The following is a 14,081-nucleotide window of genomic DNA, read 5'->3' as shown; positions in this document are numbered from 1 at the left end:
CCATGCAATTGCTGACCCTGCCCCCGTCGCCCTCTCTGGCCACCTCGATCCGCGCTACCGCGCAGGTCTTCGAAGACCCGCACTCGCAGGCGCTGCTTGCCCACCTGCAACAGGTCGCGCCCAGCGAGGCCAGCGTGCTGATCATCGGCGAGACCGGGACCGGCAAGGAGTTGGTGGCACGGCACATCCACAACCTCAGCGGGCGGCGCAACGGGCCGTTCGTGGCGGTCAACTGCGGCGCGTTCTCCGAGTCGCTGGTGGAAGCCGAGCTGTTCGGCCATGAGAAAGGCGCCTTTACCGGTGCCCTGGCGGCCAAGGCCGGCTGGTTCGAAGAAGCCAACGGCGGCACGCTGTTCCTCGACGAGATCGGCGACCTGCCGATGCCGATCCAGGTCAAGCTGCTACGGGTGCTGCAGGAACGCGAGGTGGTGCGCCTCGGTTCGCGCAAGAGCATCCCGATCAACGTGCGGGTACTGGCCGCCACCAACGTGCATCTGGAAAAGGCCATCAACGCCGGGCACTTCCGCGAAGACCTGTACTACCGCCTCAACGTGGTCAGCCTGCAGCTGCACCCGCTGCGTGACCGCCCCGGCGACATCCTGCCCCTGGCCCGGCACTTCATTGCCGAGTACAGCCGGCGCCTGGGCTACGCCGACGTCAGCCTGAGCGAGGAAGCCCGCCAGCGCCTGGCCGGCTATGACTGGCCGGGGAACATCCGCGAGCTGGAAAACGTCATCCACCACACCCTGCTGATCTGCCGCGACAAGGTCATTCGCGCCGAAGACCTGCACCTGTCCAACCTGCGCATCGAGCGCGAGGACAGCGGCCGGCCACGGACGGAAAGCGCCGATGAACTGCTGCAGCGGGCGCTGTTGCAACTCTTCGAGGAACAAGGCGAAGGGCTGCACGAAAAGGTCGAGGACGCCCTGCTGCGGGCGGCCTATCGCTTCTGCCATTACAACCAGGTCCACACCGCACAACTGCTGGGCCTGTCGCGCAACATCACCCGCACCCACCTGATCCGCATCGGCGAACTGGTGGTGAACAAGCGTCGCGCCGCCCCGGGCGGTTTCGATGGCCGGGTGATCAACCTGTCGATCTGAATTCCTAGAAAACACCCCCTGCCACGCGTGCCCACTCAACGATGGCAATGAGGACAAATTGATGAGTCTCGATATTTTCTGGTTCCTGCCGACTTCCGGCGACACCCGTTACCTGGGCCACTCGGCCAGCGGCCGGCCGGCGACCAACGCCTACATGCGGCAGATCGCCGTGGCCGCCGACCAGCTTGGCTACGATGGCCTGCTGATCCCCACCGGTGCCAGTTGCCTCGACCCGTGGGTGACCGCCGCCAGCCTGGTGCCGGTAACCCAGCGCATCAAGCTGCTGGTGGCCCTGCGCACCTCCCTCGGCAACCCCACCGCCTCGGCCCGCCAGGCCGCCAGCCTCGACCAGGCGAGCAACGGGCGTCTGCTGCTCAATGTAGTGCCTGGCGGCGACGCCACGGAGCTGGCCGCCGATGGCGTATTCCTCAAGCACGACGAGCGCTACGAAGCCTCGGATGAATTCCTCACCATCTGGCGCCGCCTGCTGGAGGGCGAGACCGTCGACTTCGAGGGCAAGCACCTGAAGGTCGAGGGCGCGCAGAACTTCTTCCCGCCGGTACAACAGCCCTACCCGCCGCTGTACTTCGGCGGCTCTTCGCCGGCAGCCCATGAACTGGCGGCCAAACACGTGGACGCCTACCTGACCTGGGGTGAGCCACCGGCCGCGGTGGCCGAGAAGATCGCCGACGTCCGCGCCCGCGCGGCCAGGCATGGCCGCACCGTGCGCTTCGGCGTGCGCCTGCATGTGATCGTGCGGGAAACCAACGAAGCCGCCTGGGCCGCCGCCGACGAGCTGATCAGCCATCTGGACGAAGAGACCATCGCCGCGGCCCAGGCCAACTACGCGAAGATGGACTCCGAAGGCCAGCGGCGCATGGCCGCCTTGCACGGCGGCGACCGCAACAAACTGGAAGTGGCGCCGAACCTGTGGGCCGGTGTCGGCCTGGTGCGTGGCGGTGCCGGCACCGCACTGGTAGGCGATGCCGAGACCGTCGCCGCGCGCCTGCTGGAATACGCAGACCTGGGTGTCGACAGCTTCGTGCTGTCCGGCTACCCGCATCTGGAAGAAGCCTACCGCTTCGCCGAACTGGTGTTCCCGCTGCTGCCGGGCAAGGGCAAGGTCACCGTGGACGGCGCCTTCACCGGTGGCGCCTTCGATGTGCGGGCCGGCAAGAGCAAGGAACAGGCGGCATGAAGATCATCGACCTGCGCTGCCGCCCGGCGTTTCTTCACCCGTTCTTCGGCGGCGTGCCGGGTTCGCCCGAGCACGCCACCGCCCGCTGGCTCAACCGCCGCGTCGGCACCCGTGGCGCCGACAACCACTTCGAACGCTCGCTGACGCAAGAAGGTTTTCTTGCCGAAGTGCGCGAGGCCGGCCTGTACAAGGCGGCGGTGGTGGGCCGGCATACGCCGGGCCAGCACCTGCCCAACGACCTGATCCACAGCGTGGTCGAGGGCCACGCCGAGCTGGTCGGCGTCGGCGCTGTGGAGCCTGTGTTGCAGGGCATTGACGGCGCCATTGCCGAAATCGACCGCGCCATCGACGTCCTCGGCCTGCTGGCCATCGACCTGGAGCCGGGCTTTGCCGAACCTGCACGGCACGCCGATGACCCGCTGTACTGGCCGATCTACGAGCACCTGCAGAAACGCGGCATCCCGCTGTTCGTCATGAGCGGCCCGACCACTCCGGATCCGGCCTACAACGACCCGGGACGCCTCGCGGCGGTTGCCCGGGCGTTTCCCGAGCTGAAGATCGTCGCCAGCCATGGCTACTGGCCCAACGTGCAACAAGCGATCGGCGTCGCGTTCCGCTACGAGAACATCCACCTGCTGCCCGACATGTACCTGTTCCAGGCCGGCAGCGAGGCGTATGTGCAGGCAGCCAACGGGTTTCTTGGGGATCAGTTGCTGTTCGGTTCCTCATACACCTTCAGGCCGATCGCGCAGAGCATCGAGGATGCGCAGAAGCTGGGGTTCAGGGATGAGGTGGTGGAGAAGTTCTTCTACCGCAATGCGGCGCGGGTGCTGAATCTGCTTTGATGGCACCGGCCCCATCGCCGGCAAGGCCGACTCCCACGGGTATCCTGGACCACTGTGGGAGCCGGCCTTGCCGGCGATGAGGCCCGCCCGGTCAACATCACGCTCAAACCCGTTCGACCCGGTCTGCAAGTTCCCTGCTGCGTTCCAGATCCACCCTCGCCACCGCCACCCGCAACCGCCCCAGCGCCCGCCCCTGGATCCGCTCGATCCCGCCCTGCACCAGCCGCAACCCCGGCAAGGCCGCCGTCAACGCCGCCAGGTCTGGTTCCAGTCCGCGCTCGCCAGTGTAGTGCAGGTCCAGCAGCACCTCGCCATCGACTTCGACATCTTCCTGATGCAGGGAAGGCGCCAGCAAAATCCGGCTCACCTCATGCCGAGGGTCACCGAACACCCGCCACACCTCGCCCTGCTCCACCACCCGCCCGCGCTCCAGCACCGCGACGCGGTGGCACAGATCGCGGATCACCTCCATTTCATGGGTGATGAGGACGATGGTCAGCCCCAGCCGGCGATTGATATCGCGCAGCAGTTGCAGGATGGCCTGGGTACTTTCCGGGTCGAGGGCCGAGGTGGCTTCGTCGCACAGCAGGATCTGCGGCTCCAGCACCAGTGCACGGGCAATGCCGACCCGCTGTTTCTGGCCGCCGGACAGTTGCGCCGGGTAAGCGTCGCGACGCTCCACCAGGCCCACCAGTTGCAGCAGTTCATCCACCCGCCGGGCACGCTCGGCGGCCGCCATGCCGGCCATGCGCAACGGCAGTTCGATGTTCTCGGCCACGGTGCGGGTGGCCATCAGGTTGAAGTGCTGGAAGATCATCGCCACCTGGCGGCGTAACGGGCGCAGTTGCCTGGCGTCCAGAGCGGCGATGTCCTGGCCGTTGATCAGCACCTGGCCTTCACTGGGGGTTTCCAGGCGGTTGATCAGGCGCAGCAGCGAGGACTTGCCGGCTCCGCTGCGGCCGATGATGCCGAAGATCTCGCCGCGCTGGACGCTGAGGTCGATGTCCTGCAGGGCGGTGAGGTTGCCGTAGCGTTTGCCGATGCCCTGCAGATGCAGGTGGGTGACGAGGGACTCGGGGAGGAAGCTGGTCATGGGGTGAATCCTGGATGTGTGGAGTTGCTGAGGGCCTCATCGCTGGCAAGCGGAGCGCCGCCCGGCCAGCTCCCACAGGGTTCTGCATGCACAGTCATTGTGGGAGCAACTGTCTCGCTCAAAATCTGAAAGGTTGCACATCCCTCGTGAGCGGCTTCAGCCGCGAACGGCGGCGCAGCCGTCGTAAAGCCTGAGTCCCTGATCCGCCTGATACAACCGGGACACAGGTTTTGTGGCCGCTTCGCGCCCATTCGCGGCTGAAGCCGCTCCCACAAGGTTCGTGCCGGCAACTATGCCGGCCGTCAACGATGAGGCCACGAGCAGCCCGGAAGATCAGAAGCCCGGTGCGATCTGCCCCTTGTAACGGGTCAGGATGAAGTTGCGCACTTCAGGCGTATTCAACGCCTTGGCCAGTTTCTGGATACCCGGGTCCTGCAGGTTGTCCGGACGGGCCACCAGGTACTCGACGTACAGGTCCTTGCCCTTCTCGACGATCAGCGCACTGTTGGTGTCGATACCGGCTTCCAGGGCGTAGTTGGCGAACACGAACGCGAGGTCGACCTGGTTGACCGCCCGCGCCAGCAAGGCGCCTTCCAGTTCGCGGATCTTGAGTTTCTTCGGGTTCTCGGCAATGTCGCGCTGGGTGGCCAGGGTGTTGCTCGGATCCTTGAGTTTGATCAGCCCGGCCTCATGCAACAGCACCAGGGCACGACCGGTGTTCACCGGGTCGTTGGGGATGGCCACGCTGGCACCGTCGGGCAGATCCTTGAGGTCTTTGATTCGGGTCGAGTAGGCACCGAACGGCTCGATGTGCACGCCCACCACCGGCACCAGGTCGGTGTGGCGGGTCTTGTTGAAATCATCGAGGAACGGCCGGTACTGGTAGTAGTTGGCGTCGAGGTTCTTCTCCGCCAGTTGCTGGTTGGGCTGGATGAAGTCGGTGAAGACCTTGATGTCCAGGTCCACACCCTCCTTGGCCAGCACCGGTTTGACGAATTCGAGGATCTCGGCATGGGGCACCGGCGTAGCGCCGACCACGAGTTTTTCGTTGGCATGGGCCGACAGGCTGAGGATGGCAGCGGCCAGAACCGCCAGAGACTGCTTGAACATGATGTGCTCCTTTGGGTTGGGTGTGGCCGTCGTAGGGCGAACGTGGGGCCGGGTTGGGCAAACGGTGTTTCAGCGGCGGGTGAAGTACCGCACCAGGCGGTCGCCGCTCATCTGCAGGGCCTGCACCAGCAGGATCAGCAGCAGCACGGTGACCACCATCACATCGGTCTGGAAACGCTGGTAGCCGAAGCGGATCGCCAGGTCGCCAAGGCCGCCACCGCCGATCACGCCGGCCATGGCGGTGTAGTCCACCAGCACGATGGCCGTGACGGTGACGGCGGCGATCAGCCCGGTGCGCGATTCCGGCAACAGGGTGTAGCGGATGATCTGCCAGGTGCTGCCGCCCATGGCCTGACTAGCTTCCACCAGGCCGCGATCGACCTCGCGCAGCGCGGTTTCCACCAGCCGGGCGAAGAACGGCGTGCAGCCCACCACCAGCGGCGGGATGGTGCCGCGTACCCCCAGCGAGGTGCCGGTGATCAGGGTGGTGACCGGAATCAGCACGATCAGCAGGATGATGAACGGCAGCGAACGCAACACGTTCGCCACCAGCGACAGGCAGCGGTACAGCACCGGGCTGGACAGCAACTGGCGCTGCCCGGTGAGGTACAGCAGCACCCCCAGCGGCAGGCCGAGCAACACGGTGAAGGCCAGCGCCGCGCCGAGCATGCTCAGGGTCTCCAGGCTCGCCTGGCCAATCTCGGGCCAGTTCAGGTTGACCAGCAACTCGTTCATTGCCCGCCTCCGCGGCGCAGCGCCGCCACCGGGTGCGGCGCCCGCAGGCGGTCGCCCTGGCCGAACAGCTTGTTGCGCAAGGTGCCTTCGGCGTACTCGCGCTTGAACAGACCGCGGGCCTGCAACTCCGGCACCAGCAGATCGACCACGGCGACGAAGGTTTCCGGTGCCACTACGCTGGCGAGGTTGAAGCCATCGACGCCAGTGTCCTCGACCCACTCCTGCAACTGGTCGGCCACGGTTTGCGCCGAGCCCACCAGCACCGGACCGTCACCGCCGATGGCGCAGTAGTCGGCGATTTCGGCGGTGGTCCAGGTGCGGTTCGGGTCGGCCCGGGTAAAGGCCTCCACCGCCGACTGAATGGCATCACTGGGCACTTCCCTGAGCACCTGGTCCGGGTCATAGCGGGAAAAGTCGATGCCGGTCCAGCCCGACATCAGCGTCAGCGCGCCACTGGCGCTGGCGTACTCGCGATATTCGCGCAGCCGCGCCAGGGCCGCCTCGTCGGTCTCGGCAACGATCACCGTAAGCTGCTCGAGAATGACGATATCCTCCGCCGCACGCCCGGCAACCACCGCTGCGGCGCGCAAATCCGCCACCTGTTTCTTCAGCACGGCCTTGCTTGGCGCGGCGACGAACACGCACTCGGCGTTGGCCGCCGCGAAGGCGCGGCCACGGCTGGACGCACCGGCCTGGTAGAGCACGGGGGTGCGTTGCGGCGACGGCGCACACAGATGGAAACCCGGAACCTTGAAGTAAGTGCCCTCGTGTTCGATGCCATGGACCTTGGCCGGGTCGGCGTAGACGCCGCTATCGCGGTCGGCGCGCACCGCGTCTTCGTCCCAACTGCTCTCCCATAGCTTGTAGCAGACCTGCAGGTATTCCTCGGCCAGGGCGTAGCGCTGGTCGTGGGACAATTGCTCGCGCTGGCCAAGGTTGCGTGCGCCGCTGCTCAGGTACGAGGTGACGATGTTCCAGCCGGCGCGGCCCTGGGTCAGGTGATCGAGGGTGGACATGCGCCGGGCGAAGGGAAACGGATGCTCGAACGACACCGAGGCCGTCACGCCGAAGCCCAGGTGCGTGGTGGCGGCCGCCATGGCCGGCACCAGCTGCAGCGGGTCGTTGACCGGCACCTGGGCGCCGTTGCTCAGGGCGGCGTCGGCGTTGCCGCCGTAGACGTCATAGACCCCCAGCACATCGGCGATGAACAGGCCGTCGATGCAGCCACGCTCCAAGGTCCTGGCCAGCTCGACCCAGTAATGAATATCGGTGTAGCGCCGCGACTGGTCGCGGGGATGCCGCCACAGGCCGGGCGACAGATGCCCGACGGTGTTCATGGCAAAGGCGTTGAGACGGATCTGCTTGCTCATGCGCCACCTCAGTTCCAGTCGTGACGCGCCGGCTTGATGCCGTTCAGCGCCCAGTTGCCGACCAGGTGATACTTCCAGCGCACCGGGTCGTGCAGGGTGTGTACCCGGGCATTGCGCCAGTGGCGATCGAAGTTGTGCCGGGCCAGGGACGAACGGGTTCCGCCCAGTTCGAACAGGCGATTGGTGGCTTCCAGGGCGGCTTCGGTGGTCAGCACCTTGGCCTTGGCCACGGCCACCGAGGCAGCGGCGACGTTGTCTTCGTCCGGCGCCGGCCTGGCGGCATCGAGCACCCATCCGGCGCGTTCGAGCAACGCTTCGGCGGCTTCCTGGCGAATCTCCAGGCTGCCGACCTGGATGATGGTCAGCGGATCGTCCCCGGCGCTCTCCACCTTGGCGTCCACCCAGGGCCGGGCGTGTTCGCGAACGAAGGCAATGGTGTCGTCCAGCGCTGCGCGACCGATACCGGCGTCGATGGCAGCGGTGGTCAACTGGGCGAAGGGGCCGGCCAGGGTCGGGCTCTCGTAGGAGCGGTAGCTGGGGAACAGATGAAACGCCGGCACCCGCAGGCCATCGGCAATCACCGTGCCGCTGGAGGTGGTGCGCTGGCCGACACTGTCCCAGTCATCGACCACCACCAGTCCCGGGGTGCCACGCTGGACGAAGGCCAGTTGCGCGCGGTCCTGATCGTCCAGCGCGAGCACGCCGATCCAGTGGGCATACAGCGAACCGGTGCAATAACCCTTGCGTCCGTCGATGCGATAGCCTTCGCCTTCACTGACCAGGCGGGTGCGGATGTCCTGCACGGTCTTGCCGCCGGTTTCCGACAGCGCATTGGCGAAGCGGTTGCCCTTGAGCACCAGGTCGAAGAAAAAGCGTTTCTGCTCTTCGCTGCCCTGCAGGCGAATGTCTTCGAGCAGGCAGTAGTGGTTCTGCGGAATCTGGCCAAGGGACGGATCGGCGGCGGAAACGATGGCGATTACCTTCGCCAGCGTGGCGAACGACACTTCGGCACCGCCGTATACACGGGGCACTGTGATGCCCCATAGACCACTGTTGGAAAAGGCATCGACCACATCGGCCGGCACCTGGCGAGTGCGGTCACGTTCGGAGGCGCCTTCGCGCAGCAGCGCGGCGACCTGGTGGGCCACGGCAATGGCCTCGGCATCGTCGTGAATGACATGGGCATCCGGCTGGCGGATATCGTAGTGGGCAGAAACGGCAGGTACGGACATGGAAATTCCTTGGTCCTGGTCAGGGGATGCCAAGGACCAGAGCACAAGCCATGCCAAGGATAAAAATCCTTTTATTTCAACAACTTAAGAAATACGTAAGACAGTCCGGCAAGATTGCCGGACAGCAAAGTGTTGGCCAGGTGTTGGTGGGTGGACAGTTGGGCAGCGGGCAGCGAGGCGTTATTCGATAATCACACCGGGGCGTGAATCGCACACTTCCTCGAGAAACAGGCAGCTGCCACTTGCAAACGGTTGCGGCACTTACTTGGACGGCGAATCCGGATGATCGGTCTTGCCCTCGCGCTTGGCGTGGGACTGGGCGGTGGAATCCCGTTTGCCGTGTCCGGGTTCGTCCGGGCGCTGGGCGTCGTTGTCGCGCTCCACTTCGCCAGGCAGGTGATGGGTATCGGCGTGTTGTTCGCGGCTCATGGCAAGGCTCACAAGGTCAGGGAATTGTTGTGGTTGACCCGACACCGACGGCAAAAGGTCCATCGGCATGACCACCGGCCAGCGCAGTGACCACACGGCGCCCACCAACCATAAAAACGGAACCCCTGAAAAACCGCCTTTCTCCAATGAGTCAGGACCGTCGCGCCATTGCCGCGAACAGGAGACTGCCCTTATGAAAGCGCACTTGATGAAACTCCTTACCCACCCGGACTACGCCTGGGTGGAAATCCGCACCGAAGAAGAACGCGCCCCCCGCCATTACCTGCCCCACCTGTTGCTGTGGGCCTTGCTGCCGGCCGTGTGCCTGTTCATCGGCGTGACCTGGACCGGCTGGAGCCTGGCCGAAGGCGAGCGGGTGCGGGTCAGCATGGCCAGCGGCCTGCAACTGGGCGTACTGCTGTACATCACGACCTTGCTCGGCACCCTGATCATGGGCGGTTTCATCCGCTGGATGTCGCGGACCTTCGATGCACGCCCGACGCTGAACCAGTGCATCGGCTTCGTCGCCTACACCACCACGCCCTACTTCCTCGCCGGTATCACCGGGCTCTACCCGAGCCGCTGGCTGGCGGTGGCGGCGCTGATCGTGGCGGGTGCCTACGCCACCTGGCTGCTGTTCGTCGGCCTGCCCAAGTTCATGCGCCTGACCCAGGACCGCGGTTTTCTCTATGCCGCCTCGGCCTGGGGCGTCGGCCTGCTGGTGTTGGTGACCATCCTGGTGAACATGATCCTGTTCTGGTTCAACGTGCTGGAGCCGGAGTACCTGCGACCGGCGGCGTTGCCCTGACAGACATCGCTGCGGTTCGGCGCCCCGACAAGGCCAACTCCCACTAGAAACCGGGCCAGCCGCGCTGCCCAAGACAGGACGCAAAACCTGTGGGAGTCGGCCTTGCCGACGATGGCGTCATTACCGGCGACATCATTGCCTGTGCCGACCCCATCGTTGGCAAACAGAGATCTACCGGACACCCTGCTCGATGCTGTAGTGAAAAGTGTTCTTCACCCCTGGCACTTCCACTGCCCGCCCGTCCACCAGCTTCGGCTGGTACTTGAAGCTGCGAGCCGCCTGCAATGACGGCTGGGCAAACCACGGGTGGCAGCCGTCGAGCACCTGCGGATCACGTACCCGACCCTGCACATCGACCGTGTAGCTGACCGTGCAATCGCCCTGCACGCCCTTGTCCAGCGCCCGCTGCGGATAGTCCGGCGCTTTCTTGCTGATGGGCAGGTACTGCTGGCTGGCGGCCGCCCGGGCCCTGTCATCCGCAGCACGGCGTTCAGCCGCCGCACGCTGCGCCTCGGCCGCGGCCTGGGCAACCCGCTGCTGTTCGAGCCGGTCCTGTTCCTGACGCGCTTGCTCCTGCTCCTGCCGCTGGCGGGCTTCGTCACGACGACGCTGCTGTTCGGCGATCCGCTCCTGCTGGCGTACCTCGGCCTGCCGCTGACGCTCGCGCTTGAACGCCAGTTCCGCCTCGCTCGGCACTACTGGTACCGGTGCCGGTGCCGACACCAGCTCCGGCTCGGGCGGCGGCGCGATCGCCGGCGGTGGCGCAACCTCGGGCTCCGCCGGTGCAGGCAACGGCACGCTGATCAATTGCGTGGTGATCACCGGCACCACGGGCACCGGCAACTGCGGCCGGTAGTCATGACCGAGCAAGGCGGCCGCCAGCGCCACATGCAAGGCCACGGCAATCCCGGCAGCCCCCGCATGACCGCGCCAGTTCGGCAGAGTGAAGCCCGGCATCGGGGACGACGACATCGGAAGGCTCAGGCTGCTCATCTTCAAGGCTCCTCGGTGATCAGGCCCAGGTTGCTGACACCGCCACGCTGCAACTCGGCGATACCCGCCACCACCCGGCCATAGTCGGCGCCATGGTCGGCGCGCACGTAGACCTGGGTGTCGCCACGCCGGGCGATGACCTGGCCGACCTTGTCGCGCATCTCCTCCAGGCTTACGGCGCTGTCGCTCTGGCCCTGGATGTCGAGGTCCGGGCCGACGTTCCAGTAGAAGCCGCCGTCGGCCTTCACCGACAGGGTCAGCACCTGTCGCTCGCTGTCCGCCGGCAGGGCCTGGGCGGCGACCTTGGGCAGTTCGAGCTTGACGCCCTGCACCAGCATCGGCGCGGTGACCATGAAAATCACCAGCAGCACCAGCATCACGTCGATGTACGGCACTACGTTCATTTCCGCCTTCACGGCGTGTTTGCGCTGGGGTTTGACCAACATCGATGCGACTCCTTTCAGGCCACCGCGGCCATGTTCGTCGTGCAGTGCAGACGCTTGTGTAGGCGCGCCTGCAGTTCGTTGGCGAAGCTGTACTGGCGGGCGCTGAGGGTCTGGCCGCGGGCGCTGAAGCGGTTGTAGGCCATCACCGCCGGGATCGCCGCGAACAGGCCGATGGCGGTGGCGATCAGCGCTTCGGCGATGCCCGGCGCCACGGTGTTGAGGGTGGCCTGCTGCACCTGCGACAGACCGAGGAAGGCGTTCATGATCCCCCACACCGTGCCGAACAGGCCGATATACGGGCTGACCGAACCCACGGTGGCGAGGAAGGCCAGACCCTTGTCAAGGCGCTCGTCCTGCTCGGCGAGGGACACGTACAGGCTGCGCTCCACGCCTTCGAGCACGGTGTCGCTGCCGATCTGCGGCTGGCGCTGCAACTGCGAAAACGCCTGGTAGCCGTCGACGAAGAGCCGCTGCAACGGGGTTTCCTCGACGCCCTCGGCGGTACGGGACTGGCTTTCCCGGTACAGCAGCGCCAGGTCGCCACTGGCGCGGAAACGCTGCAGGAACGCCTCCGACTGGCGCTCGCTGCGGCGCAGGCTGACCCCGCGCTGGACGATCAGGTACCAGCTCAGCAGCGAGGCCAGCACCAGGCACGCCATCACGGCCTGCACCACCAGGCTGGCGTCGCTGACCAGGCCCCAGAGGCTCATGTGTTCGGTTGCAGCTTGCATGTCTTGCTCCTTGGCCCCGCGTCGGGCGGGGCATCACGTATTGGATGACGGGCGTGTTGCCGGTTGATGACAGCCGCTCACTCGAGCTTCAGGGCCTCGGCCACCTGGCTCCAGCCGATGTACTTGAAGTTCTGCCGGCCCTCGGGCATGCGCTTGCGCCCGTCCTGCACCACCAGCAGCCCCTGGCTCCAGGGCCCGCCAAGATTGGCCGAGCTGACGTCCAGGCCGTCGGTCTGCGAGGCGCCGTCGATGCCGCGCGCGGCATCCAGGCCGATGCGGAAGGCACCGCGCAGGCGATACGGCGGGCTCGCTTCCACAACCAGATAACTGTCATTGCCCTGGCTGGAGATCACCAGGTAGTCGCGCTGCTCGCCCTGATAGAAACCCAGGCCCTCGATATCGGCCTTGAGCGGACCGCCGACGCCGATCACCTTTTCCAGGGTGGTCGGCCCGTCAGCCCGGGCATCCAGGGCCCAGACGGCCTGGTCTTCCTCGCCGATGAACAGGCGCTGGCCACGGTCGTCGGCGACACAACCTTCCGGTTGCGTAGCGGTGGCGAAGCGACGCACCAGTTCACCCTGCAGCTCACCCTTGGGCGCACTCAGGCGGTACTGCAGGAAGCTGCCGTCCTTGTCGTTGGCGATGGCATGGATCGCCCCGCCGCTGTCCTTGAACAGGCACAGGCCGTAGATCTCCTTGAGCGGCGTGGCCACTTCGCCCAGCACGCTGACTTCGCCGGTCTTCGGCTCGATGGCGAAGACGTGCAGGCTGTTGTGGTCGCGGTTGCTGGCCACGGCGACATCCACCTCCCGCTCGCCCAGGCGCAGGCCCTTGCGCACATCGACGTTGTTGACCCGGCCGATGCGCAGGTCCTGCAGTTGCTTGCCGTCGAGGTCGTAGACCAGCAACCCGCCCTTCTTGTCGGTGCCGAGCACGCGGCTGTTGCCCGGCTCGGCGTCGTTGACCCAGATCGCCGGATCGTCGGCGGCATCGCCGAAGCTCGGCACCGGCTCGGTCTGCACGCGGGCCGGCAGCACCGGGATGGCCGGCGTTGCAGTGACGGCCGGCAGGTCCCAATCCAGGCGCGCCCGGCGCTGGCCTTCGTCATCGACGATCAGCAGCTCCAGGCCCTTGGCGTCACGGCGCACACTCAGTTGCTCAGGCTCGTTCAGCCCGGCCAGCGGCAACCCGGCCTCGGCCTGCCAGCCGGCGCCACTGCGGCGATACAGGTGCAGGACCGACGCCTGCGGGTCCAGCGCCAGCAGGCCACCCGGCACCAGCGCCATGCCGGCGATGCCCTTGCCGATAGCGCCGAACGGCGTGCGCAGGTCCACCGGGCGGCGCTGCAGCGGCGCTTCGGCAGCGGCGCCATAGCGCCACAGGCCGAGGTTTTCTTCGTTGACGTAGAGGCTGTCACTGGCGTCGTCGCCCTGGCAGTGCTCGCTCAGCGGCGGCAGGCTCAGGCCGCGCACCCGCAGCGGGTTGTCCAGCGGCTGGTCGGCGCTCGCCACCAGCCACTGCTCGCCGACACCCTCGGCCCCCAGCAGGAACACGAAGCTGTTGCGCGCACTGTCGCGGTACAGGCACAACCCTTCGATCGGGAAATCGCGCTTGGGCAGGTACAGCGGCGCACTCCAGCCGCTGTCCCGCTGCAGGCGCACCAGCAGCGCCTGCTGACGCTTGCTGTCCAGCGTGGCAACCAGCACGCCGCTGTCGCCCACGCGGTAGTCGAGGCCCTTGTAGCGGCCGTCCAGTTGGCTGAGCAGTTGCCCGTCAGCCTTGAGCAGTTGCAGGCCCTGCTTGCCGGCCACCAGGCGCTCGGCGCCGGGCCAGAAACCTTCGGCGGCCAGCAGCCGGGCGTTTTCCACGCTGCCCGGCAGGCGCTCGCCCAGGGTCAGTTGCGGCTGCGCATGGGCCTGGGAGATTGCCAGTGCCAGCAGCAGGCCGCCCAGCAGGGTGTGAGGTCTTGCGTTGAACATGATCGGGTC

14 protein-coding genes are annotated in these 14,081 nt (G+C 66.4%); 4 read left to right on the top strand and 10 right to left on the bottom strand.

The annotated features are described in order from the left end of the window. Positions 1–2 precede the first annotated feature (2 nt). The 3 genes from AC05QJ_RS16065 to AC05QJ_RS16055 all read left to right on the top strand — a co-directional run bounded on the left by AC05QJ_RS16065 (position 3) and on the right by AC05QJ_RS16055 (position 3,146). A complete protein-coding gene (locus AC05QJ_RS16065; protein WP_476747805.1) occupies positions 3–1,103 on the top strand; it encodes a sigma-54 interaction domain-containing protein in 1,101 nt (366 codons plus the stop codon). A 61-nt stretch (positions 1,104–1,164) separates the two neighbouring features. After that, positions 1,165–2,301 carry an FMNH2-dependent alkanesulfonate monooxygenase gene (ssuD, locus tag AC05QJ_RS16060; RefSeq protein WP_476747804.1) on the top strand — a complete coding sequence of 379 codons (1,137 nt, stop codon included), beginning with the start codon at positions 1,165–1,167 and terminating at the stop codon, positions 2,299–2,301. Continuing rightward, a complete protein-coding gene (locus AC05QJ_RS16055) occupies positions 2,298–3,146 on the top strand; it encodes an amidohydrolase family protein (protein WP_476747803.1) in 849 nt (282 codons plus the stop codon). Before ssuD ends, AC05QJ_RS16055 begins: the two co-directional genes overlap by 4 nt. Before the next feature lie 103 nt (positions 3,147–3,249). Here the strand turns inward: AC05QJ_RS16055 and AC05QJ_RS16050 are convergent, their stop codons facing one another. The 6 genes from AC05QJ_RS16050 to AC05QJ_RS16025 form a co-directional block, all read right to left on the bottom strand. Further along, entirely contained in the window at positions 3,250–4,239 is a 990-nt protein-coding gene (locus AC05QJ_RS16050) for a methionine ABC transporter ATP-binding protein (RefSeq protein WP_476747802.1), read from the bottom strand. Positions 4,240–4,572: 333 nt separating this feature from the next. After that, entirely contained in the window at positions 4,573–5,349 is a 777-nt protein-coding gene (locus AC05QJ_RS16045) for a MetQ/NlpA family ABC transporter substrate-binding protein (protein ID WP_476747801.1), read from the bottom strand. A gap of 69 nt (positions 5,350–5,418) precedes the next feature. Next, complete coding sequence (locus AC05QJ_RS16040) at positions 5,419–6,084, bottom strand: methionine ABC transporter permease (protein WP_476747800.1); 666 nt, start codon at positions 6,082–6,084, stop codon at positions 5,419–5,421. Then, positions 6,081–7,454: an LLM class flavin-dependent oxidoreductase gene (locus AC05QJ_RS16035; protein WP_476747799.1), complete on the bottom strand. Its 1,374-nt coding sequence runs from the start codon at positions 7,452–7,454 to the stop codon at positions 6,081–6,083. The genes AC05QJ_RS16040 and AC05QJ_RS16035 overlap by 4 nt, the downstream gene beginning before the upstream one ends. A gap of 8 nt (positions 7,455–7,462) precedes the next feature. After that, complete coding sequence (locus AC05QJ_RS16030; protein ID WP_476747798.1) at positions 7,463–8,686, bottom strand: SfnB family sulfur acquisition oxidoreductase; 1,224 nt, start codon at positions 8,684–8,686, stop codon at positions 7,463–7,465. Between the two features lie 261 nt (positions 8,687–8,947). Beyond that, the gene (locus tag AC05QJ_RS16025) at positions 8,948–9,115 is read right to left on the bottom strand and encodes a hypothetical protein (protein ID WP_476747797.1); all 168 of its coding nucleotides are present in this window, start codon (positions 9,113–9,115) and stop codon (positions 8,948–8,950) included. A 193-nt stretch (positions 9,116–9,308) separates the two neighbouring features. Here AC05QJ_RS16025 and AC05QJ_RS16020 point away from each other — a divergent pair, with 193 nt between their 5' ends. Further along, positions 9,309–9,923 carry a Yip1 family protein gene (locus tag AC05QJ_RS16020; protein ID WP_476747796.1) on the top strand — a complete coding sequence of 205 codons (615 nt, stop codon included), beginning with the start codon at positions 9,309–9,311 and terminating at the stop codon, positions 9,921–9,923. A gap of 171 nt (positions 9,924–10,094) precedes the next feature. On the opposite strand, the gene AC05QJ_RS16015 is transcribed toward AC05QJ_RS16020, so the two are convergent. From AC05QJ_RS16015 to AC05QJ_RS16000, 4 genes are all read right to left on the bottom strand, one after another. Continuing rightward, positions 10,095–10,916 (bottom strand): energy transducer TonB, encoded by an 822-nt coding sequence (locus tag AC05QJ_RS16015; protein ID WP_476747795.1) that lies wholly within the window; start codon positions 10,914–10,916, stop codon positions 10,095–10,097. A gap of 2 nt (positions 10,917–10,918) precedes the next feature. Next, a complete protein-coding gene (locus AC05QJ_RS16010; protein WP_476747794.1) occupies positions 10,919–11,362 on the bottom strand; it encodes an ExbD/TolR family protein in 444 nt (147 codons plus the stop codon). Positions 11,363–11,376: 14 nt separating this feature from the next. Next, positions 11,377–12,093, bottom strand: a complete 717-nt coding sequence (gene tolQ, locus AC05QJ_RS16005; protein WP_476747793.1) for a protein TolQ — start codon at positions 12,091–12,093, stop codon at positions 11,377–11,379. A 77-nt stretch (positions 12,094–12,170) separates the two neighbouring features. Beyond that, positions 12,171–14,072, bottom strand: coding sequence for a phytase (locus AC05QJ_RS16000; protein ID WP_476747792.1), 1,902 nt, complete (start codon positions 14,070–14,072; stop codon positions 12,171–12,173). Positions 14,073–14,081: the final 9 nt, after the last annotated feature.

It is taken from the genome of Pseudomonas sp. TUM25319 (assembly GCF_056388475.1).
The sequence above is the reverse complement of the archived record's forward strand: the minus strand, read 5'-3'. Positions and strand labels throughout refer to the sequence as shown.